Source organism: Pseudomonas farris, assembly GCF_019145235.1.
GTDB lineage: Bacteria > Pseudomonadota > Gammaproteobacteria > Pseudomonadales > Pseudomonadaceae > Aquipseudomonas > Aquipseudomonas farris.
In genome coordinates, this window is sequence record NZ_JAHSTV010000007.1 from 328991 (window position 1) to 351057 (window position 22067).

Below are 22067 nucleotides of genomic sequence, written 5' to 3' on the forward strand. Positions count from 1 at the left end.
CATACTTCAGCAATGATTGGAAATCATAATTTCTGTCCTGAAGAGCTTCCTCCAGACATTTGTAAAGTAAAAATCTTTGCCGATATGATCGCTTTCTGGGTAGGCAATATTTGAGAATTAGCTCCTCCCTGTCCGTCGGGTCATTAGGATCGAACCCCTCCAACTCCTCACCCAGAGTCTCTTCACGATCATAAATATCAAAACACCCCAAAAAACAAGAGGGTGTAGGGATATACGGCTGCCCAGTTCCAGGATCAATAAGCATTTTTCACTCTACTTAATCGGATATAAAGAAAAAAGAGGAGCAACAACAATTGAAAAGTGCTGAATCTCTTCAGATACCTGTCGGAAAAACATTTATATTCTTAACCTTTAAATCCACGAACACCGAGTCAGCTTCCGCACATCCAATCAACTCAATAAATATTATTGCTCCACCCACATCAACAACTGCGTCGCCTTCCATATCATTTGAGATTAAAGTCCCCGTCATAGTTACGATGCCATCCAGCACTCCAATAGAGTGAGCATTATTGAGCGAAGAACAAGCATTCTCTCCCCAAACAAACTCATCATCGACTTCTAATTCGACATCATGCTGCTCACCATATTTCGGTGGGGCAACACGCCAAACTGCGGTTGCGGACCCGACACTGGTTGAAAACCTAACTAGAACTTCTTCAGCAACAAGAGTCACGAGATCCATGGTTGCCTTCATAACTATTTCTTCTATCAAAAGCGGGACAGATTAATTTATTTCAATCACATTTATCAACAGTGTATCCGCTAGCCACAACTGTCAAAACAATGTTGCACTCGCGAGCACAAGTGAAGCAGTAGCTTAGCCCGACTTCCGAAGAATCAATCAAAAGCAACTCCTGCGACAACGATGTCACACCCACCACAAACATCTCTGATATCTCTGCGCCTATTGCCCCAACACACTTCACACCTAAAACATTTTCAAAGATAATGATCCATCGCTGTTCCTGCCAATCTAGAAATTCTATAAAAATGCGCTCGTGCTCACACGTCATTTTTTCAATGGTGCCGTCTGAAACTGAAAATTCTTTCATTTTGAAATACCTGGATGTTTCTCACCGGCAACAAAGCCAGTTCCGTGACCGAGTTGATAGCCGTCAGGTCTGACTTTGATAACCTCCCTATTTCTATCCGCCTGACTCCAACTTAAATTATTAGGTTTGAGTTCCAAATGATAGTGTTCACCATGATGCCTCGCATTAAATGGCCCAGCATCTCCGGGATGACTTTCAAATCTAATAATAGTGTCCGCGTTAGGTCGCCACGTCATTCTTTGACTTCCATGTTGAGTCTGTGAAATTTTGGGCTGGACGCCTAACACTTCCGTAAGCTCGTTTGGATCTTCTGGAAATTGAGTGTAAGCCTTCGGCAGCGCCGGCTCACCCGCATCCACCTTAACGCCAGTCGTATCATCCGGCGCCTCACACCCAGGCTTATTCGGCGGCGGACAATTCCCGCTCAACCCCAGCGGATCAACCCACCCCGTCGGATTCGGCGTGTACTGATACTGGTTCAGCCCACCCGCCAACTTCACCGGGTCCGACGTCAGATACCGACCAACCTCCGGATCATAGTACCGATGCCGGTTGTAATGCAGGCCGCTCTCGGGGTCGAAGTATTGGCCCTGAAACCGTAACGGTTGTTCAAGTTGCTCGCCCCCGCCGAATGTCTGGCGCGTGACTTTGCCGTAGGCGTTGTACTTCGCCGACCAGACAATTTCGCCACCAAAATCGGTCAACTCCTGCGGCGTGCCAAGGTGGTCGAGTTGGTAGTAGAACGGGCAGGCCTTGCGCGGGCCTTTGCCGTCGAGCATGGCGAGGGGGCGGAAGCTGCCGGGTTCGTAGATGTAGCTGCGGTAGTGTTCGCGGCTGCTTTCGGCGACGAGGTTGTCGCCTTGCCAGAAGAATTCGGTGGTGTGGCCGTCAACGGTTTTGGCGATGCGGCGGCCGAAGGCGTCGTAGCGGTAGCTTGAGCAACGACCGTCCGGCGTAGTGACGCCGATCAGTCGGTGCTGGCAGTCGTAGCGGTATTCGGTGACGAGTTTTTGCGCGGTGCCGCGGCGTTCGCGAATCAGGTTGCCGAAGGCGTCGTAGTCGTAATGCCGGTCGCCTTGCATGAGCAGGCGATTACCCAGCACCTTCGCGGCGCCGGGGCGGTCCTGCATCAGCAGGTTGCCGGCCGGGTCGTGGGCGAAGGTTTCCTGTGGTTGGTCGCGGGTATGACGGACGCGGGTCAGGCGGTTGAGCGGGTCGTATTGGTAGCTGCGCTGGCCGTGCCGGGTGTCGGCGATGTGGTCGAGATTGCCGTTGAGGCTGTAGGCATAGTCGCGGCGGTACAGGTTTTTTTGCTGTTGATTGACAGCGTGGGCCTTCAAACGGCCCTGGTCGTCGTAGGCATATTCGCTGAGCAGCAGGCCTTGCTGGCGCTGCTGTTCGCGGCCGGATTTGTACGTGTGACTTGTAAGCCGCGCGCCATTAAGGTCAATCGCCGTCAGCGCGCCGCCCTTGGCATGGTGATAGTCGAGTTTGCTGCCGTCTGGCAGGCGCAGGCGATTGAGCTGGCCACAGGCGTCGTAGCCATAACGTAGCGTGCCCCAGCCCTGATGCTCGGTGATCAGGCGGTCCTGCTGGTCGTATTCGAATTCCAGCGGATGGTCGTGGCCATCGTCGACGCTGATCAATCGGCCCAGCGAGTCGTAGCGGTACTCGACCTGGATGCCGTCGGGCAGGGTCTTGGTCAGCAACCGTCCGGCCGAGTCCCGCTCATAAGCCGTGATCAGTTGCGAGCCGTCGTCGCCGAACTCGGTTTTCTCCAGCAGGTGCCCATTGAGGTCGTATACGTACGCGGTGCGGCGGCCGTCGAAGCCGGTTTCCTGTCGGATCAGGCCGTTGGGCGTGTAGTCCAGCCGATATTTTTCACCGGATTCGTTTTCGATTTCCGTGAGCAGCAGCTGCGCGTTTTCGTAGCGGTATTTGAGCTGGGTACCGTCGGGGTTGATGCGGCGGCTGACCAGGTGCAAATCGTCGGCGTATTCGTAGCGGGTGACGCGGCCCAGTTCATCGCGTTCGGCGGTGATTTTTCCGTAGGCGTTGTAGCTGAACCCGCGGCTGGCGCCGGTAGGCAATGTCGTCTGGATCAGTCGGCCGACGGCATCCCATTGGTACTGGGTGACGGCACCGTGTTCGTCCTGACGAGTCGTCTGCCGCCCCAGCGCATCGTAGGAGAAGCGGCGCTGACCACCGTCCGGCAAGGTTTCTTCGAGCAACTGCCCCAAGGCATTCCAGACAAACACATGCCGGCTGGTGTCCGGGTAGCGGATCGACAGCAAACGCCCCTGAGCGTCGTAGTGATGATGGGTGACCTGGCCATCAGGATCGGTGGCCTCGGTGACATCCCCCTGAGCATTGCGCTGATACTTCCACACCGCTTTGCCGCGATAGCGCGCATGCAGGAAACCATTGCGGTACTCGTAGGCCGTTGGTTCGTCTTCCGGTGGAATCAGCGCCACCAACCGTCCGACTTCGTCGTAACGGTATTCGGTGACAGCGCCGAGCGGATCCTGCTCTGCAATCAGCCGACCCTGATCGTCATAGGCCTTGAGCTGTTCGCCACCATTCAGCTCGACCTTGCGCACCAGCCGCGCCCGGTCATCATGGACATAAACCTCTTCACTGCCGTCGATGTTCTGGACGGTGACGCTGCCCTCGTCATCCCAGACGTAGCGCGTGTCCATCTGCGAAAACGACGCCCAGTGGCGAATACATCTGGCCGCCTTGCCGGACCGTTCCCACTCCCAGAAAAAACTCGCCCCACCGGCCAGTTGCCGCTGCAGGATCACGTGCCGGTCGTCGTAGTCGTAACGCTCGCTTTCACCGGCGGCGTTGCTCGCTTCGATCAGTTGATCGCGTTCGTCGTAGTGATAACTGACCAGCGTCTGCTCGGTGTGCCAGGCCTCGGCGAGGGTCTGGGCCGGGCGAAAACACTGGTAGTCGATGGCGACCAGGTGGGCGCGGTCATAGCGCAACAGCAAGGCACGGCCGGCTCCGTTGTCGAGGCGTTGAATACGATCCTGGCGGTCGCGGGTGATGCGCAGTCGGTTGTCGTACGCGTCGCTGATCGCCGTCAGCCGACCGTTATGAAAGTGATAAAAACGTGCGTCGTCGCCAGCCTGGGCGAGGATCAGTTCCTCGGGGTCAGCGCCGAGATAAATCGCCGCCCGCGAGAGGCTGTTGTGGATCGTCGGGCGCTCGCGATTCGGCAGCGGAAACGTGGTGCGACGGTTTTCGTGGTCGATCCAGATGACCTGATCGCCCTCGATCTCCAGTCGATGGGCGAGCGAATGGCTCCAGCCGAAGCCGAGGCCGATATCGATCTCGGCGGCGCTGGTGCGATAGAGCCGGGTGAAGTCGAACGGCAGGATGCCGTCCAGCGAACCGTCGGTGAGGGTCAGCAATTCTTCGCCGGTGACCATCGACACCGGGCAGCCGTTCTTGCAGGTGGACGGCGCGCAAGTGGCGCTGTCGCCGTTGGGATTTTTTGCTTGGTCGGGGGAGTCGTCGTGGTGCTCGTCCTTCTTCAGCGAAGCGTTGCGACGTGCGCTCCAGCTCAATTGCATCCGGCCTTTTTTCATGCCCGCCGCGATGCCACGCGCGGCGACTTTTTTGTAGCGGTCGACGTAGCTGATGAAGTTGTTGATGATCGCGAAAATCGCCTTCACGAGACGCAGAACGGCACTGAGTAACTGCGCGGCTCGTTCAGCCAAACGCATCGTCAAATAGGCGATGCCGGCGCCCGCCCCGGCGAACGTCAGGACGATGCCAATCAGGATGTCGATCAACAGCTGCACCACCATCATCGACACCGCTTCGGCGGTTTTGCCGGCGATTTCGCTGGGTGGCAGCATGTCCAACCACAGGCTGGCGCTGCGCACCAGCAGGCACAGCGCTGCTTCGTCACTGGCCAGCAACTGGGCTTTTTCCATGACATCCGGTGCGGTTTTTGCGAGCTTCTCCAGCTCTGCGGCACTTTCGCCCAACCGCTCTGCGAACTTCGCCGGATCCTTGAGAATGTCCGACAGCAGGCTGATGCCGTCCCACACACCTTCAATGGCCGCCCAACTGCCCGCGAGCATTCCATTGCCTGCAGCCACCGAAGACGATTCTGACCACTTCGGTTTGAACGTCTGCCACTCATCACGCAGCCAGCTGTCGAGTTCTTTCGTCAGGCCATCGTAGGAAGAGAAAAGATCTTCAACTTGCTGTGGTGTGACTTCGTTGTGGACGTGAATGCGGTAGAACTTGCCCTCTTCCCCTCGGAACACTCCCTTGCCGTTTTTATCGAGTGTGACCGGCGTCGACTCCCCGCCCTCCTGCGCAATCACATCGACCTGAATATTCCCCACGGGAATGTCATAAACCGATTCGAACATGCTCTCGATTTCGAGCTTTCCACCCTTCGGGCACTGCACGACGGTGGAGAGAAAGTCATCGTCGCCACTGCTCACGACGGTGCTGGCATTGCCGAACCGGATGATCCGTTCCATGCCCATCAGCGAAGGCAAATCGGCGGCGTGACTGGCCTTATCCGCTGCCCGACTGAACCAGTGCTTGAGCTGTTCGCGGTAGAGCGTCAGGGTGTTCGGAAAACTGTCGAGTTCTTGTTCGATGCGGGCGACGTGTTCCATCAACGCACCGAACGATATGAGGCGGGGTTAAAAATCGGTTCGAACATGAGCAATCCCTGGCGCAGAAAATTAGGCGCGGGGACTTTGCGGGGGATCGATCAGGAAAGAAGTCGGGAAAGGTGGAAATGGATGTAGGAGAATTCGCTAACTAACAGCGAGTAAATAACGCGCAAGACACAAGCGGGCTTGTTCGCGAGGACGGCAGCACAGTCAACATTGATGTTGCCTGACACACCGCTTTCGAGAGCAAGCCCTCTCCCACAAGTTTTGCTTCTTAACTGACTGGCATCAGAGCCAAGGCGTTACGCCTGAGGCATTTTGCGAAAACCCACGGCCAGGCGGTTCCAGCTGTTGATGGTGGAAATCGCCACGGTCAGGTCGACCATCTCCTTGGGGCTGAACTCGGCGCTGAGCAGCGCATAGTCTTCGTCCGGGGCGTGGGTCAGGCTCAGCTGCGTCAGGGACTCGGTCCAGGCCAGGGCCGCCCGTTCACGGGGGGTGAAGAACGGCGTTTCACGCCACGCCGACAAGGTGTACAGCCGACGCTCGGTTTCACCATCCTTGCGAGCATCGGCGGTGTGCATGTCGAGGCAGAAGGCACAGCCGTTGATCTGCGACGCGCGCAGCTTGACCAGTTCGATCAGCGACTTTTCCAGCGGCAGTTTCGAGACGGCGGTTTCCAGGGCGATCATGGCTTTCAGGCCGTCTGGGGAGGCAGTGTAAAAATCGATACGAGGTTGCATGGTGAGCTCCAATCACAGGTGGGATTGGCGCTACGTTAATGCGGACCTGCCGTTGAACAAATAGCCAATTATTGGGAAGTTGAGGATGCCAATAGACCAGAAGATTTTCAGTGACTGTGCTGGCGCTTTCGCGAGCAGGCTCGCGAAGGGGCCGGAACAGGCAACCAACACATCAGCCGCTACGCTTGCGCAACCACTGCAAAAACCCCTTCTTCGCCACCACCTTCGGCACCTCCTGAATCAGCGTCTGAGCCGTATGCATACGAAAATCCAGCAAGGCCTTCATTGCTTCGCTGATGTCATGCCGCGCGTCCAGGCACGGCTTGAGGTATTCCTTCTCGATGCGGTAGAGCGTGCAAAAGGTCTTGGCCGAAAAGTCGGCGAGCGCGGATTCATCGGAAAGAATCCCGGCCTCGCCAATCACCTCACCCGGCCCCATGCGCCCGGCCTCGAACTTTTTACCACCGCGGCTCAGGGCGACTGACACCACGCCGGATTCGATGATGAACAGGTGATCGCTGACCTCCCCCGCCGGCAGGATCATTTCCCCGGCGCGGAAGGTTTGCAGCTTCATGTTCTGACTGAAGGTTTCTCTCTCTTCCTGACGCAGGGTCGAGAAGATGTTCGAGCTTTCCAGCAGCGCCCGCGGCCGCGACAGCGCAGCAGGCGCGTTGGGCTCGACGCTCGATAACAGGCTGACGCCGGACGCCTGCAAGTGCCGGAATGCCAGGTCGAACAGTTGATTACGCACCATGCGTTTCTGATCCATGGAGATCACGAAGCCACTGATTTCGTAGTCCACGCCAGTGCTGCCGGAGCTTTTCAACGAAACACTCGGCGCCGGTTTATTCAACAGAAAGCGGCACCCCTGCATGGCCCGCTCCAGTGCATCAATCACCGTTTGCGGACGCGCATGGGGGCTTACTTGCAAGCTGATCGACACCCCGAAAATGTCACTGGGCCGGCTGAAGTTGATGATTTTGGCCTTGGCCGCCAACGAGTTGGGAATCACCGCCATGCTACCTTGCGCGGTCTGCAGGCGCGTGGCGCGCCAGTCGATGTCGGTGACTCGGCCTTCGGTGCCGTCGATGGAGATCCAGTCATCCAGTTGATAGGGTTTGGTGGTGTTCAGGACAATCCCGGAGAACACGTCGCTGAGGGTACTTTGCAAGGCCAGGCCGACGATGATCGCCAACGCGCCGGACGTTGCCAGCACGCCCTTGACCGGCAACTCGAGTACGTATGCCAGGGCAGCGATGACCGCGATCAGGAAAATCACCGCGCCGAGCAAGTCCTGCAACAAACGCCCGGTGTGCCCGACCCGCTGCATCATCACCGCGCCGAGCAACACCGTCAGGGTGCGCGCTGCGTACAGCCACCAGCCGATCTGCAAACCGGTCGCCGCCAGGTGCAACGGTACATTGTCGACCCAGGGCGCCGGCGCCATGGGGTTCAAGCCTTCGTTGAACAGCAGCACGCTGAACAATGAGAAAATCACCAGCCGCACCGCCAGTTTCCAATTGCTGCCGCTGGCGGTGATCAAACGCCACAACACCAGATCGATCAGGATCAGAATCAGCGCGCTGAGCAACGGGTGATCGGTAAGCAGTGACAGCATCAAGCAACTCCAGCAAGGGCCAATGGCGCGAAGATCTCAGAGGCACAGTGTAGGAGCAATTGATGGCCTGAGAACAATGCAAAACACTGTGGGAGCGAGCCTGCTCGCGATGGCGGTAGAACAGACACATTTGCAGTGACTGTCAGACCGCTATCGCGAGCAGGCTCGCTCCCACAGTGGATCAGTGTTACTTGGCGTTAGTGAGGGTGTTGTAGCTGGTCATCAGGTTGCGGTAGTCCGGGATGTGGTTGGAGAACAGAGTCGCCAGACCTTCCACGTCGTTGCGCCAGTCGCGATGCAGTTCACAGGCCAGGCCGAACCAGGTCATCAACTGGGCACCCGAGGACGACATGCGATCCCATGCCGATTGACGGGTCAGTTCGTTGAACGTGCCGGAAGCATCGGTCACCACGAACACCTCAAAGCCTTCGGCCAGGGCCGACAGTGCCGGGAAAGCCACGCAAACTTCGGTCACCACACCCGCAATAATCAGTTGCTTCTTACCGGTGGCCTTGATCGCCTTGACGAAATCTTCGTTGTCCCAGGCATTGATCTGACCAGGGCGAGCGATGTACGGCGCGTCCGGGAATAATGCCTTGAGTTCCGGTACCAGTGGGCCATTGGGGCCGGTTTCAAAACTGGTGGTCAGAATCGTTGGCAGCTTGAAGTACTTGGCCAGGTCGGCCAGGGCCAGCACGTTGTTCTTGAAACGATCCGGATCGATGTCGCGCACCAGAGAAAGCAAACCCGCCTGGTGATCGACCAGCAGAACGGCGGCGTTATCTTTGTCGAGACGTTTGTAGGAAGTAGTCATGGGGTAATCCTCGCTTTTTATCGATGCCGAACGGGCCGGCGTAAGTGAACTCTGTTTTTTCGTTTCAACGCGGCCAGGCAAACCCGGCACGCCACAGCGCTACAACAATGACTTCAAACGGGCATCCGGCCGAACTGGCCCGAATGGAAGTCGGCAAAAGCCTGATGAATCTCTTGCTCGGTGTTCATCACGAACGGGCCGTGGCCGACGATGGGCTCGTCGATCGGCTCGCCGCTCAGCAGCAGCACCACGGCGTCGTTATTGGCTTCCAGACTGAGCTGATCACCGTCGCGTTCGAACAGCGCCAACTGCCCTTCACGCACCAGTTCCTTTTGATTGACCTGAACCGTGCCACGCAGCACCACCAGTGCGGTGTTGCGCCCTTCGTGCAGATCCAGGGTCAGCAACTTGCCGGCGTTCAAGCGAACGTCCCACACATCGATTGGCGTAAAGGTGCGCGCCGGGCCGCTGTGGCCTTCGAATTCACCGGCGATCAAACGCAAGCTGCCAGTGTTGTTCTTCAGTGGGATGTTCGGGATGTCACCGTCGAGAATCGTCTGGTAACCGGGCTCGGCCATCTTGTCCCTGGCCGGCAGGTTGACCCACAGCTGCACCATTTCCAGAGTGCCGCCGCTCTTGGCGAAACCTTCGGAGTGGAACTCTTCATGAAGAATCCCCGAGGCCGCCGTCATCCATTGCACATCGCCAGGGCCGATCTTGCCGCCGCTGCCGGTGGAGTCGCGGTGTTCCACTTCGCCCTTGTAAACAATAGTCACGGTTTCGAAACCGCGGTGCGGATGCTGACCAACGCCACGACGCTCGGTGGTCGGGGTGAATTCGGCGGGACCGGCGTGATCCAGCAGCAGAAACGGGCTGATGTGTTTGCCCAGGTTGTCGTAGGAAAACAGCGTGCGAACCGGAAAACCGTCGCCGACCCAATGAGGTCGTGGGCTGGTGTAGATACCGATGATGTTTTTCATCTTTTCCTCCAAATCTGTTGTGTGACGCGATGGACAAAGCTTAAAACCGACGCCTTTGCTGCGCTAGACTGCAAAAATCAGCCTTAGCGTTCTATTTGGAGAACGATGGTGGAAGACCTCAACACCCTGTACTACTTCACCCAAGTGGTGGAACACCACGGTTTCGCCCCGGCCGGGCGCGCGCTGGACATGCCAAAATCCAAGCTCAGCCGACGCATCGCCGAGCTCGAAGAGCGCCTCGGTGTGCGCTTGCTGCACCGCACCAGCCGGCATTGCTCGCTGACCGAAATCGGCCAGGCTTATTACCAGCGTTGCCTGGCCATGCGGGTGGAAGCCGAAAGCGCCGCCGAATTGATCGAACGCAATCGCTCCGAACCCCAGGGCCTGGTGCGCATCAGTTGCCCGACGGCGCTGCTGAATTCCTGGGTCGGGCCGATGATGACCCGCTACATGCTCAGATACCCATTGGTGGAGTTGTTCATCGAAAGCACCAACCGCCGGGTCGATCTGATCCACGAAGGGTTCGATATCGCTCTGCGCGTGCGCTTTCCACCGCTGGAAAACACCGACATGGTGATGAAGGTGCTGGGTAATAGCACTCAATGCCTGGTTGGCATTCCGGCGTTTTTGCAGCGCTTGTCGTCACCGGCCACGCCGGCTGATCTCAGCGGTCTGCCGAGCGTGCATTGGGGTGGCGCGCAGCGTGAATATCAGTGGGAATTGTTCGGCGCCGACGGTGCCAGCGCGCTGATTCGTCATACCCCGCGGATGGTCACCGACGACTTGCTGGCCTTGCGTCACGCGGTGCTCGCCGGCATCGGCATCGCCCATCTGCCTAGCGTGGTGGTGCGTGATGACATTGCTGCCGGGCGACTGGTGGAACTGGTGCCGGGCTGGACACCCAAGTGCGGGATCGTGCATGCGATCTTCCCGTCACGACGCGGATTGTTGCCGTCGGTGCGGACCTTGATCGACTTTCTGGGTGAGGAATTCAGTCATAGCGATATTGCTTAGGGCGGAGTTAATTCCGACACCGCGTCGCGTCTTTCGCGAGCAAGCCCGCTCCCACATTGGAGCTGCGTACACCACAGATCCAATGTGGGAGCGGGCTTGCTCGCGAAGGCGTCAGACCAAACACCATCAATGCCACTAAAACATCCCATTCATGACTTACGGTAAACAGTGCTTTGCCCAACCAGCGGTTTTTCTCAAAGGTGCAGCCGGGGATACTCCCGTCCATTCCCACTGCAACCCCTGGAGTCATTGATGTCTATCCCCGCATTCGGTCTTGGTACGTTTCGCCTGCAAGGCCAGGTGGTCATCGATTCGGTGAGCACCGGTCTTGAGCTGGGTTACCGGGTCATCGATACCGCGCAAATCTATGAAAACGAAGCCGAGGTCGGCCAGGCCATTACTGCCAGCGGCATTGCTCGTGAAGAGCTGTTCATCACCAGCAAAATCTGGGTCGCCAACTTTGCCAAAGACCGGTTGATCGACAGCCTCAAAGAGAGCCTGAATAAACTGCAAACCGATTACCTGGACCTGACGCTGATCCACTGGCCATCGCCGGAAGATCAGGTGCCGGTCGAAGAATTCATGGGTGCGCTGCTCGAAGCCAAACGACTGGGCCTTACCCGGCAGATCGGCGTGTCCAACTTCACGGTCGACCTGATGCAACAGGCTATTGCCGCCATCGGTGCCGAGAACATCGCCACCAACCAGATCGAGCTGCACCCGTACCTGCAAAACCGCAAGGTTGTCGAATTCGCCCAAAGCCAAGGCATTCAGATCACCTCTTACATGACCCTGGCCTACGGCGAAGTGCTGAAGGATCCGCTCATCCAGCAGATCGCCGATCGCCTTCAGGCGACACCGGCCCAGGTCACACTGGCGTGGGCCATGCAGCTGGGGTACGCGGTCATCCCCTCTTCCACCAAACACGCCAACCTGCAAGGCAATCTGCAAGCCTGCGCCCTGACCCTGAGCAACGCCGACATGGCGCTGATCGCAGGCCTGGATCGCGGCCAGCGGCTGACCAGCCCCAAAGGCATTGCGCCGCAGTGGGATTGAGTCTCAACCTTGGCTCAAGTGCCTGTCCAGCAAGGACATAGCGTGTTGCAGCTGGTCGACGGCTTTTTCGACCAGCGCCAGGTCGCCCTTGTCGATAACATGCTCCAGTTGCTCGCAACGCTCGATCAAACGCTGCGCCCGAACCATGCGCGCACCGCCCTTGATGCGGTGTGCCAAGTCTCGCAGGTCATCGCAATTACCACTAGCGTGCGCCTGGAGCAGATCCTCACGATCGGTCCGATTGGTCACAACCAGTTCGTGCACCAGATGATCGAGCAACGTACGGTCCGCACCGATGTATTGCTCCAGACCACTCAGGTCTATCTCGGGTATCGATTGCGCTTCGCTTGCAAACCTGGACGCCAACCATGCGCTCAAATCTGCCAGCAGGATCGGTTTGAACAGGCAGTCGTCCATCCCCGCCTCCAGGCAGCGAATTTTTTCCTCGGGCTGCGCATTGGCGGTAAAGCCCAGAATCAGCGTCAACGTTAATCCCTGGGCGCGCTCTTCATCGCGGATTGCACCCGCCAGTTCATAACCACTGAGTCTGGGCATATTGCAGTCGGTAACCACCAGATCGAACTCATGCTCACGCCACAACTCAAGCCCCCGCTCTCCCTCTTCGACCTCCAGAACACGATGTCCCAGATGGCTTAATTGCCGTGAAAGCAACAGTCGATTAGCCGGGTGATCGTCGACCACCAGAATCGTCAGTGGCCGCGTCGGCGCCTGCAATCCACTATCCACCGCCTCAATGGACGGCAACGGTTGCAATGCGATCAGCTCAAGATTGATGTCCACCCGCGTGCCTTGCCCGAGGACGCTGTCGAGTTGCAACCGGCCACCCATCATTTCGCACAGGGTGCGGCTGATCACCAGGCCCAACCCGGAGCCGCCGCGAGCTGACTGCTGGTTATTGCTGGCTTGGGCGAACGGGCTGAACAACCGTTGCCGGTCGACGTCGCTGATGCCAATGCCGGTGTCTTCAATGCGCACACTGACCGCCAGATGCTCCGGCGTCACGGGCGTCACCCGCAGCGTCACGCTCACCTCGCCCTCACGGGTGAACTTGATGGCGTTGCTCAGCAGATTGGACAGCACCTGCTTGAAACGGGTGGGGTCGATCAACACGTCGCAGTCGCTGTGTTCATCCAGATCGATGCGCCACGCCAGTTCATTCTGCCGCGCAAGGCCTTCGAAAACCCGACACACCGATTCCACCAGCCGCCGAAGATTGGCCCGCTCAGGTGTCAGGGATAAATGCCCGGACTCGATGCGGGCGATGTCCAGAATGTCACCAATCAGCGCCAGCAATTGTTGTGCGGCACCGGACGCCACCTCAATGGCAAAACGATCGGTGACACCCTCGTCGGCACGTTTCAGGGCCAATTCAAGCATGCCGATCAGGGCATTCATCGGTGTGCGGATCTCATGACTCATGGTTGCCAGAAAAGTGGTTTTGGCGCGGTTGGCATCGTCGGCCTCGTTCTTGGCATCCTGCAATTGCTGCAACCACTGCTGACGCTGGCGGATCTGCCGGCGCTGCCAGGCGATCCAGCCCAGGGCGAGCAACAGCAAGGCGCCAGCCACGGCAAAGGCCTGAAGAATGCCCTGACGATGACGCAGCCAATAGCTGTCATCCAGCACCACATCATGACTCCAGCGGGCCACCAGATCGTCCATTTCCTGAGGCGAAATGCTCAGCAACGCCTTGTTCAGAATCGAGCGCAACTCCAGCGCGCCGCGATGCGTGGCCAAGGCAATGCGGGCAGGTTGATCGCCCACGGTGCTGCTGACGCGCAGACGATCAGGGTAATGCCGAGCGATCAGGTAACGGGCGACGATCAATGAACTGAGCGTCGCATCTGCCTGCCCCTTGATCACCCATTCCATGCCCTCGGCCGGGCTTTGCACTTCGACCAGGCGCACCTGCGGCGCCCGAGCCTGTATGAACCCGAACAACGGATGACCGCGATAAATCGCCAGGCGCTTACCGGCCAGATCGTCCAGCGTCCTGGGGCTGCCCGTCGTCGCTGCAATGACCAGCACAAATGGATTGCTCAGGTAGGCGCGGGTAAAGAGCAACGCGTCTTCACGCTCGGTACTGGGAGTGACCACAGGCAACAGGTCGATCTCGCCGTTCTGGAGTTGCTCGATTTGCCGGTCCAGTGAGCGGCCGCGTTGCATCTGAAAGGTCAAACCGCTGCGCTGGCTGATCAGCGTCAGCAACTGCGCCGTCAACCCGCTGAGCCGGCCTTGGGCATCGTAGAACGTCAGCGGGGCAAAGTTGTCGATCGCGCCGACAGTGACCGTCGGATGCCGGTCCAGCCAGCGTTGTTCACTGGGGCTCAAACGCACCTGCTGTTGCCCCGCCGTATTGGCCCTGCCGGCACTCCAGCGCGCCTCTATGACCGAGCGCTGGTCCATCGGAATCGCTGCCAGAGCCTTGTCGACGATGTTTTTGAGACGCGGGTTGTCCTTCGCCAAAGCGAAGCCGAACGGATTGGCATCCAGTCCGGAAGGACCCGCCAAATGGACATTATTGAGGTAGTTATTGTTGATCAGGTAATTGGCGCTGATGAAATCGCCGAGGTACACATCGTCTGGCCCGAACGCTACCGCTCCGAGCGCGTCGAGCGCCGAGGGATAACGCTGCAAACTTGCATCAGGATAAAACGCTTCAACGGTCTGCGCCTGCAAATAGTCATCGACCATGGCGATACGTTTGCCGGCAAGGTCGACGGGCATTCGCTCGTCCCGTCGGGTGACCAGCATCGGCTGATCTTCGGCATAGGCTCGGGACCGGGTCAGCGCGGGGTCGGCCGCTTCGAAGTTGTTCGATGTTCCGAGCAGATCCAGTTCATGGCGTTTGAGGGCGTCCATGGCGGCTTCACGAGTGGCGTAACGCAGCACGTCGATTTTGACATGCAGCAGTTGCCCCAGCAGCTCGGCGTAATCGGCCGTGATGCCCTCCAGCTCATCGCGGTGGCGCGTCACTTCGAACGGCGGATAATCCGCCCCCGTTACCCCGAGGCGCAAGGCCCGTTTATCGCGCAGCCATTGCCAGTCCTTTTCATCCAGCTTGACCTGAAAGCCCTCCGCCGTGGAGCGACCCAGCAGGTGCAACCGCTGCGGCTCATCGGCCATCGCCGCAGGCAACTGCGTTAAAAAACTCAGTGCCAAGGCCAACAGCAACATGCGCATGATCGGGCTCACTCAGATCAAACGATTACGCTTGGCGAAGTCCCGCAAGTGCACCGCCGCGTTCACCCCGAGCTTTTCGATCAAGCGAGTCTTGTAGGTGCTGACAGTCTTGTGGCTCAAGTGCATAAGCTCGCCGATCGCCTTGTTGGTCATGCCCCGGGCCAGGTATTGCAGGATGGTCAGTTCGCGGTTGGAGAGTTTGTCGATCATCTGTTTTTCGCTGCGTTGCAGGGGGTTCTGCGAACCCGAAGGCAGCCGTGCGAAATAGGTGTAACCGGTCATGACCGCATGCACGGCCTTTTGCAATTGACTCAGGACGTTGGTCTTGGAGACATACGCCATGGCGCCGGCGCGCATGCAACGCTCTTGAAAAAACAGCGGATCCAGGGACGTGAAAACCAGTACCTGACATGACCAATCACTGGTCCTGATCCGGTCCAGAAGCTCCAGCCCATCGCCTTCGGGCATGACCAGATCCAGCACCACCAGCGAGGGTGAATGCTCTCGCAGCATCGACAACGCCTCGCTACCGCTGGCAGCCTCATGAATCCGTTTGAAACCCTCCTTCTCCAGTACGATTTTGACTGCGGCGCGTACCACCGGATGATCGTCCACAATCAGCACTGACTTCATGGAAACTCCCTGTGCAAAAACCTGACGATTACGCACCAATACATGCCGGATAACGACGAACCGGACGCAACGGCTGCGCTAAGACTTTTGCATGGAAGGCAGAAAGAATGTACCTGACAGAAGTGATAGTACCGACGAACGGTAGCCCCGAAAATCAACCGATCCGTTGCCGATATCGTTCTTGATTCAAGGAGAGTGCAGCTTCACACGCAGGCGGATCGATGAGCGTCATCAGCCATTGAATGGACGCAAAATCCGGCAGCGCCGAAGCGTAGATCAAGGCATGACGAACCTGGCGGTTATCGAGGAAGAACCCAGGCAGGTCCAGTGTCCCCCCCGCCAGCGAGGCATTGATGACGACCAGATCAAATGGCTCGCAGCCGTATTCGACCAGGGTCAGCATCTCCGCAAGGCTTTGTACCGGCGCCACCCGGTAGTAATCGAGCTGATTGAACAGCCGTTCGGTTTTCATCCGATGAAAATGCTGCTCGTCGGCGATCAGGATACGCAAGGTTTTGTTGGTCATCGCGTGCCTCCAGGTCAATGCCTGATGAGTGAGGCGGCAAGACTACGCAAGAGCCATGAAGCGTTCTGTAGGACGTTTCCTAAAAGCTGTGTCACTTATCCCTTCAGTACATGGCTCTCAGAGAACGGGCCGGGATTCGCCGCGCCGTTGCAGCGCGGGATTCTTCAGGAGGGGTTCAGGATTCTGGATTTGTGGTGTTTTTTCGGGCCTCTTCGCGAGCAAGCCCGCTCCCACATTTGACCTGTGTTTGCAGGACTAATGTGGGAGCGGGCTTGCTCGCGAAGAGGCCTCATAGCCGCCACAAATCTCAGCTCGCTGTGGCCAACAACAAATCCATCACCGACCGACCATGCCCCCACGACTTGCCATGGTCATACAGCGAACCGGCGATTTCATCGGCGCGGATCGGCAGGATCGACAGCAAGGTGTCACTCAAGCCGTGGCTGGCCTGACAGAAGCCCTGCATGTAGATGCCCGCCTTGCAGCGCTCGTCGGTGATCAGTTTGTAGTTGCGATCAACCTCGAAATCGCCCAGGTACTGTTCCAGCGGCGCCAGCAGTTTGCGGTGCATCTGGCGCTCGTAACCGGTGGCCAACACCACGGCGTCGTAATGGCGAACCGTGACTTCGCCGGTGGCGTTGTTGCGCACCGCCAGCTCGATACCGCGCTCGGTGGCGGTGGCTTTTTCGATGGTGGTCAGGGTACGGAACGCGTGGCGCGCGATGCCCGAGACTTTCTGACGGTAGAAGATGCCGTAGATGCGTTCGATCAGGTCGATGTCCACCACCGAATAGTTAGTGTTGTGGTACTCGTTGACCAGACGCTCGCGTTCGCTGCTGGCCTGCTGGAACACCAGGTCGGTGAATTCCGGCGAGAACACTTCGTTGACGAAAGGGCTGTCATCGGCCGGCTTCAGGGCCGAGCCACGCAGGATCATGTCCACCTGCACCGACGGGAAGCTGTCGTTCAGGTCGATGAAGGCTTCCGCCGCACTCTGCCCGCCGCCGATGATCGCGATGCTCATCGGTTGGTTGTTCACGCACGGCTGCTTGGCCATGCGCTCCAGATACTGGGAGTGGTGGAACACCCGGCCGTCATCCTTGAGTGCCTTGAACGCTTCGGGAATGCGCGGTGTCCCGCCGGCGCTGACCACGACCGAACGGGTGGTGCGCACATGCTGCTGACCTTGCGTATCACGCGAGATCACCCGCAGTGCCTCGACCTGCTGCTGGTGCAGCACCGGCTCGATGGCCAGCACTTCCTCGCCATAACGGCTCTGCTCGGTAAATTGCCCGGCGACCCAGCGCAGGTAGTCGTTGTACTCCATGCGGCACGGATAGAAGGTGCCGAGGTTAATGAAGTCCACCAGACGACCGTGGTGCTTGAGGTAATTGACGAAGGAGTACGGGCTGGTCGGGTTGCGAAGTGTCACCAGATCCTTGAGAAATGAAATCTGCAGTTCGCTCTGGGTGACCAGGGTGTTGCCGTGCCAGCGGTAGTCCGCCTGCTTGTCGAGAAACAGCACATCCAGCTCGCCCTGGCTCGGCCCACGCTCTTGCAGGGCGATGGCCAGAGCCAGGTTCGAAGGGCCGAAACCGACGCCGATCAGGTCGTGAACGATGGGCGATGCAATTGCCTGTGTCATTTCCAGTGTCCTCTGGATGAACCCCGGGCCAGCGGGGATAAAGCCTGGGTGACCTGACCGGCCTTTGGTGGCAGCAGATCGTCTGTTGAATAGGAACGAGGACAATGAAAAAAAATTTAGCGAGGTCTGATTAAACGGTGGCGATCAATGGGCGTCCCACTGGCGCATTCGCACCCGGCAATGCTTCATGGCATTGACGATGTGCTTTTCCACCAGCGCCCGGGAAATACCCAGCTGCTCGGCGATTTCCGGGTGCGACAAGCCGTCGATCTTGCGCAAAAGAAAACTCTCGCGACACAGCCGTGGCAACTCCGCCAGTGCGCGCTGAAGCATGTCCAGGCGTTGACCGTGATCGATACTGTTGTGGGGCGAGGGAATGAAGTAGCGCTCTTCGCTGTCGAGCACGTCCAGGGATTCAACCTGACGCAAGGCATTGCGTCGATGGTCGTCAATCACCAGATTGAGCGCAGTGCGATAAAGAAACGCCCGGGGTTGTTCGATCGGCGTCTCACTGGAACGCTCCAGTACCCGCAGATAAGCGTCATGCACCACATCTTCGGCCACCTGACGGTTGCCTAGCTTGGCGTTCAGGAAACACACCAGCTCGCGATAGTAGTTTTCCAACATGACTCCCGGCCGCACAGGGTGCGGTTTCTATCCTTGAACCAGATCCGCGACCGCCAGGCAGGCAGTGGCACGATGGTGGCAGTTTCGAGTGTGTAATTTATAGTAATTCTCATATAGATTTAAAGCGCTGTTTCTATTTGCTTGATAAATAGTGCTGTCCTATACCTGTAACCCTTGCTCGTCACTCGATACGTCCACGCTTAAATTCCCCGCCGCCTTCATCGTTTACAGGACAGCTCCCCGTGTCTGTCGGCCCTCCGACAGCGTTCGGCTGTCGCCAGATTTGCGCGCCAGCTGAACGACGGGCCGACTCCTATTGGCCGGAACCCTGCATGAAACGTCCCCGTCACACCCGACGCGCCCTGCTTGTAGCCCTTTGTCTGATCCCCGTTATCGCCGTCGCGGCCTGGCAGGTTCTGCCTCCCGGTCGAGATCGGTTCGCCACGGTCCAGGTCGCTCGCGGCGACATTGAAAGCAGCGTCACGGCATTGGGGACTCTGCAACCGCGACGTTATGTCGATGTCGGTGCCCAGGCCTCGGGGCAGATTCACAAGATTCATGTGGAGGTCGGTGACGTGGTCAAGGAAGGCCAGTTGCTGGTGGAAATAGACCCTTCCACCCAACAGGCCAAACTCGACGCCGGGCGTTTTTCCATCGACAACCTCAAGGCGCAGCTTCAGGAGCAACGGGCACAGCACGATCTGGCCCGGCAGAAATATCAACGCCAACAGAACCTCGCCGCCGGCGGCGCCACACGCGACGAAGATGTGCAAACGGCCCAGGCCGAACTGCGCACAACCCAGGCGCGCATCGACATGTTTGAAGCGCAGATCCGCCAGGCCCAGGCCAGCCTGCGCAGCGATCAGGCCGAACTCGGCTATACGCGCATTTACGCACCGATGAGCGGAACGATCGTCGCCCTCGATGCCCGGGAAGGCCAGACCCTCAACGCCCAGCAACAAACACCACTAATCCTGCGCATCGCCAAACTCTCGCCCATGACCGTCTGGGCCGAGGTTTCGGAGGCTGATATCGGACACGTCAAACCCGGCATGACCGCCTGGTTCACCACGCTCAGCGGTGGTAATCGGCGCTGGAGCAGCACAGTACGGCAGATCTTGCCGATACCGCCCAAACCGCTGGATCAGACCAGCCGAGGCGGCGGCAGCCCGGCCAGTTCCAATAAAAGCGGCACTGCCCGCGTGGTGCTGTACACGGTGCTGCTGGACGTCGACAACGCCGACAACGCGCTGATGGCGGAAATGACCACCCAAGTGTTCTTCGTCTCCAATCAGGCAAAAAACGTCCTTACCGCGCCGGTCGCGGCCTTGCAGGGCGGCCCGCAAGCGGACAGGCAATCGGCTCGAGTCGTCGCCCAAAACGGTGACATCGAGCAACGCACCGTGCGTACCGGCATCAGCGACCGCCTGAAGGTGCAGATCCTCGACGGTCTGGATGAAGGCGATCACCTGTTGATCGGTCCCACCGACGGCAGCGGAGGCTGAATGCAAACGCCTCTGATCGACCTGCAGGACATTCGCAAATCCTACGGTGGCGGCGACGCGCCCGAAGTTCACGTACTGCGCGGCATCGACCTGTCGATCCACGCCGGGGAGTTTGTGGCGATCGTCGGCGCTTCCGGTTCCGGCAAATCGACGCTGATGAACATCCTCGGCTGCCTCGACCGGCCGACGTCCGGCGAGTATCTGTTCGCGGGAGAAAACGTCGCCCGACTCGACAGCGATGAACTGGCATGGCTGCGCCGCGAAGCGTTCGGTTTCGTGTTTCAGGGGTATCACCTGATCCCGTCCGGCTCGGCCCAGGAAAACGTTGAGATGCCGGCGATCTACGCCGGCACCCCAGCAGCTGAACGCCACGCTCGCGCCGCCGCCCTGCTCGATCGGCTCGGCCTGGCGTCACGCACCGGCAACCGTCCGCACCAGCTCTCCGGCGGGCAGCAGCAACGGGTGTCCATCGCTCGCGCCTTGATGAACGGCGGCCACATCATCCTCGCCGACGAACCCACCGGCGCGCTCGACAGCCACAGTGGAGCCGAGGTCATGGCCCTGCTTGATGAACTGGCGAGCCAGGGTCACGTGGTGATCCTCATCACCCACGACCGTGACGTGGCGGCGCGGGCCAAACGCGTCATCGAAATCCGCGACGGCCTGATCATCAGCGACAGCGCCAGCGACAACCCCGCCGCCCAGACCTCGGCCAACCCCGGTGCACTGCAAGCGGTGGATTTGCGCACGCGGCTGACCGAAGGCGCCGAGGCCACCGGGGCCTGGAAAGGCGAACTGGTCGATGCCGTACACGCGGCCTGGCGGGTGATGTGGATCAATCGCTTCCGCACCGCCCTGACGTTGCTGGGAATCATCATCGGCGTCGCTTCGGTGGTGGTGATGCTGGCCGTCGGCGAAGGCAGCAAACGTCAGGTCATGGCGCAGATGGGCGCGTTCGGCTCGAACATCATTTACCTCAGCGGCTCCGCCCCCAACCCGCGCACGCCGCCCGGCATTGTGACGCTCGATGACGTCGCGGCGCTGGCCAGCCTGCCGCAGGTCATGCGGATCATGCCGGTCAACGGTGCCGAAGCCGGGGTACGCTTCGGCAACCTCGACCACCTGAGTTATGTCGGTGGCAATGACACCAATTTTCCGGAGATTTTCAACTGGCCGGTGGTCCAGGGCAGCTACTTCACCGAGGCTGATGAACACAACGCGGCGGCGGTCGCGGTGATCGGCCATAAGGTACGCACCAAGCTACTCAAGGATGTGGCCAACCCCATCGGCCAATACATCCTGATCGAAAACGTGCCCTTTCAGGTCGTCGGCGTACTCGCTGAAAAAGGCGCCAGCTCCGGCGACTCCGACAGCGACAACCGGATTGCCGTGCCCTACTCGGCGGCCAGTGTCCGGCTGTTCGGCACCCACAACCCCGAATACGTGACCATTGCCGCGGCCGATGCGCGCAAGGTCAAGGAGACCGAAAAAGCCATCGAGCAGTTGATGCTGCGCCTGCATAACGGCAAACACGATTTCGAACTCACCAACAATGCCGCGATGATTCAGGCCGAGGCCAGCACACAGAATACGCTGTCACTGATGCTCGGTTCGATTGCGGCGATCTCGCTGCTGGTGGGCGGGATTGGGGTGATGAACATCATGCTCATGACCGTGCGCGAACGGACCCGGGAGATCGGTATCCGCATGGCCACCGGTGCCCGTCAGCGCGACATCCTGCGCCAGTTCCTCACCGAAGCGGTGATGCTCTCGGTGGTCGGCGGGATCGCCGGAATCGCCCTGGCGCTGATCGTCGGCGGCGTATTGGTGCTCAGCGAAGTCGCGGTCGCCTTTTCCCTGGCCGCCGTCATCGGCGCCTTCGCCTGCGCACTGATCACCGGCGTTGTCTTCGGCTTCATGCCGGCCCGCAAAGCTGCCCGGCTCGACCCGGTCACGGCCCTTACCAGTGAATGATCG

At 58.9% G+C, this 22067-nt stretch carries 16 protein-coding genes; 4 read left to right on the top strand and 12 right to left on the bottom strand.

The genetic code is table 11. The features are described from left to right. Positions 1-334 precede the first annotated feature (334 nt). From KVG95_RS17280 to KVG95_RS17310, 7 genes are all read right to left on the bottom strand, one after another. On the bottom strand, positions 335-706 hold the full coding sequence (locus tag KVG95_RS17280; protein WP_217857282.1) for a hypothetical protein: 372 nt from the start codon (positions 704-706) through the stop codon (positions 335-337). 52 nt (positions 707-758) lie between these two features. Continuing rightward, the gene (locus tag KVG95_RS17285; RefSeq protein ID WP_217857283.1) at positions 759-1076 is read right to left on the bottom strand and encodes a hypothetical protein; all 318 of its coding nucleotides are present in this window, start codon (positions 1074-1076) and stop codon (positions 759-761) included. Next, a complete protein-coding gene (locus tag KVG95_RS17290) occupies positions 1073-5725 on the bottom strand; it encodes an RHS repeat-associated core domain-containing protein (protein WP_217857284.1) in 4653 nt (1550 codons plus the stop codon). The genes KVG95_RS17285 and KVG95_RS17290 overlap by 4 nt, the downstream gene beginning before the upstream one ends. 302 nt (positions 5726-6027) lie before the next feature. Then, positions 6028-6468, bottom strand: coding sequence for a carboxymuconolactone decarboxylase family protein (locus KVG95_RS17295; protein ID WP_217857285.1), 441 nt, complete (start codon positions 6466-6468; stop codon positions 6028-6030). A gap of 172 nt (positions 6469-6640) precedes the next feature. Next, entirely contained in the window at positions 6641-8086 is a 1446-nt protein-coding gene (locus KVG95_RS17300; protein WP_217857286.1) for a mechanosensitive ion channel family protein, read from the bottom strand. Positions 8087-8273: 187 nt separating this feature from the next. Continuing rightward, positions 8274-8900: an isochorismate family cysteine hydrolase YcaC gene (gene ycaC, locus KVG95_RS17305; protein WP_052963111.1), complete on the bottom strand. Its 627-nt coding sequence runs from the start codon at positions 8898-8900 to the stop codon at positions 8274-8276. A gap of 113 nt (positions 8901-9013) precedes the next feature. Next, complete coding sequence (locus KVG95_RS17310; RefSeq protein WP_217857287.1) at positions 9014-9880, bottom strand: pirin family protein; 867 nt, start codon at positions 9878-9880, stop codon at positions 9014-9016. Between the two features lie 105 nt (positions 9881-9985). On the opposite strand from KVG95_RS17310, the gene KVG95_RS17315 reads away from it, so the two are divergent. Both KVG95_RS17315 and dkgB read left to right on the top strand, forming a co-directional pair. Beyond that, positions 9986-10894 carry a LysR substrate-binding domain-containing protein gene (locus tag KVG95_RS17315; RefSeq protein WP_217857288.1) on the top strand — a complete coding sequence of 303 codons (909 nt, stop codon included), beginning with the start codon at positions 9986-9988 and terminating at the stop codon, positions 10892-10894. Between the two features lie 252 nt (positions 10895-11146). Then, the gene (gene dkgB / locus KVG95_RS17320; RefSeq protein ID WP_217857289.1) at positions 11147-11950 is read left to right on the top strand and encodes a 2,5-didehydrogluconate reductase DkgB; all 804 of its coding nucleotides are present in this window, start codon (positions 11147-11149) and stop codon (positions 11948-11950) included. Between the two features lie 3 nt (positions 11951-11953). On the opposite strand, the gene KVG95_RS17325 is transcribed toward dkgB, so the two are convergent. The 5 genes from KVG95_RS17325 to KVG95_RS17345 form a co-directional block, all read right to left on the bottom strand. After that, positions 11954-15154, bottom strand: a complete 3201-nt coding sequence (locus tag KVG95_RS17325; RefSeq protein ID WP_217857290.1) for a transporter substrate-binding domain-containing protein — start codon at positions 15152-15154, stop codon at positions 11954-11956. Positions 15155-15166: 12 nt separating this feature from the next. Then, the gene (locus tag KVG95_RS17330) at positions 15167-15787 is read right to left on the bottom strand and encodes a response regulator transcription factor (protein ID WP_217857291.1); all 621 of its coding nucleotides are present in this window, start codon (positions 15785-15787) and stop codon (positions 15167-15169) included. Between the two features lie 154 nt (positions 15788-15941). After that, positions 15942-16313: a response regulator gene (locus KVG95_RS17335; protein ID WP_217857292.1), complete on the bottom strand. Its 372-nt coding sequence runs from the start codon at positions 16311-16313 to the stop codon at positions 15942-15944. A 307-nt stretch (positions 16314-16620) separates the two neighbouring features. Continuing rightward, on the bottom strand, positions 16621-17958 hold the full coding sequence (locus KVG95_RS17340; protein WP_217857293.1) for a lysine N(6)-hydroxylase/L-ornithine N(5)-oxygenase family protein: 1338 nt from the start codon (positions 17956-17958) through the stop codon (positions 16621-16623). 144 nt (positions 17959-18102) lie between these two features. Continuing rightward, positions 18103-18585: a sigma-70 family RNA polymerase sigma factor gene (locus tag KVG95_RS17345; RefSeq protein ID WP_302470594.1), complete on the bottom strand. Its 483-nt coding sequence runs from the start codon at positions 18583-18585 to the stop codon at positions 18103-18105. Positions 18586-18917: 332 nt separating this feature from the next. Between KVG95_RS17345 and KVG95_RS17350 the strand changes: the two genes are divergently transcribed. Both KVG95_RS17350 and KVG95_RS17355 read left to right on the top strand, forming a co-directional pair. Then, positions 18918-20090, top strand: coding sequence for an efflux RND transporter periplasmic adaptor subunit (locus tag KVG95_RS17350; RefSeq protein ID WP_217857294.1), 1173 nt, complete (start codon positions 18918-18920; stop codon positions 20088-20090). After that, positions 20091-22064 (top strand): MacB family efflux pump subunit, encoded by a 1974-nt coding sequence (locus KVG95_RS17355; RefSeq protein ID WP_217857295.1) that lies wholly within the window; start codon positions 20091-20093, stop codon positions 22062-22064. It begins immediately after the preceding gene. Positions 22065-22067: the final 3 nt, after the last annotated feature.

What these genes read in the sequence shown, in the direction of transcription:
- KVG95_RS17295 (WP_217857285.1), bottom strand. Translation starts at nt 6,468, where the DNA reads ATGCAACCTCGTATCGATTTTTACACTGCCTCCCCAGACGGCCTGAAA.
- KVG95_RS17290 (WP_217857284.1), bottom strand. Translation starts at nt 5,725, where the DNA reads ATGGAACACGTCGCCCGCATCGAACAAGAACTCGACAGTTTTCCGAAC.
- dkgB (WP_217857289.1), top strand. Translation starts at nt 11,147, where the DNA reads ATGTCTATCCCCGCATTCGGTCTTGGTACGTTTCGCCTGCAAGGCCAG.
- ycaC (WP_052963111.1), bottom strand. Translation starts at nt 8,900, where the DNA reads ATGACTACTTCCTACAAACGTCTCGACAAAGATAACGCCGCCGTTCTG.
- KVG95_RS17355 (WP_217857295.1), top strand. Translation starts at nt 20,091, where the DNA reads ATGCAAACGCCTCTGATCGACCTGCAGGACATTCGCAAATCCTACGGT.
- KVG95_RS17345 (WP_302470594.1), bottom strand. Translation starts at nt 18,585, where the DNA reads ATGTTGGAAAACTACTATCGCGAGCTGGTGTGTTTCCTGAACGCCAAG.
- KVG95_RS17340 (WP_217857293.1), bottom strand. Translation starts at nt 17,958, where the DNA reads ATGACACAGGCAATTGCATCGCCCATCGTTCACGACCTGATCGGCGTC.
- KVG95_RS17325 (WP_217857290.1), bottom strand. Translation starts at nt 15,154, where the DNA reads ATGCGCATGTTGCTGTTGGCCTTGGCACTGAGTTTTTTAACGCAGTTG.
- KVG95_RS17310 (WP_217857287.1), bottom strand. Translation starts at nt 9,880, where the DNA reads ATGAAAAACATCATCGGTATCTACACCAGCCCACGACCTCATTGGGTC.
- KVG95_RS17315 (WP_217857288.1), top strand. Translation starts at nt 9,986, where the DNA reads ATGGTGGAAGACCTCAACACCCTGTACTACTTCACCCAAGTGGTGGAA.
- KVG95_RS17280 (WP_217857282.1), bottom strand. Translation starts at nt 706, where the DNA reads ATGGATCTCGTGACTCTTGTTGCTGAAGAAGTTCTAGTTAGGTTTTCA.
- KVG95_RS17300 (WP_217857286.1), bottom strand. Translation starts at nt 8,086, where the DNA reads ATGCTGTCACTGCTTACCGATCACCCGTTGCTCAGCGCGCTGATTCTG.
- KVG95_RS17330 (WP_217857291.1), bottom strand. Translation starts at nt 15,787, where the DNA reads ATGAAGTCAGTGCTGATTGTGGACGATCATCCGGTGGTACGCGCCGCA.
- KVG95_RS17335 (WP_217857292.1), bottom strand. Translation starts at nt 16,313, where the DNA reads ATGACCAACAAAACCTTGCGTATCCTGATCGCCGACGAGCAGCATTTT.
- KVG95_RS17285 (WP_217857283.1), bottom strand. Translation starts at nt 1,076, where the DNA reads ATGAAAGAATTTTCAGTTTCAGACGGCACCATTGAAAAAATGACGTGT.
- KVG95_RS17350 (WP_217857294.1), top strand. Translation starts at nt 18,918, where the DNA reads ATGAAACGTCCCCGTCACACCCGACGCGCCCTGCTTGTAGCCCTTTGT.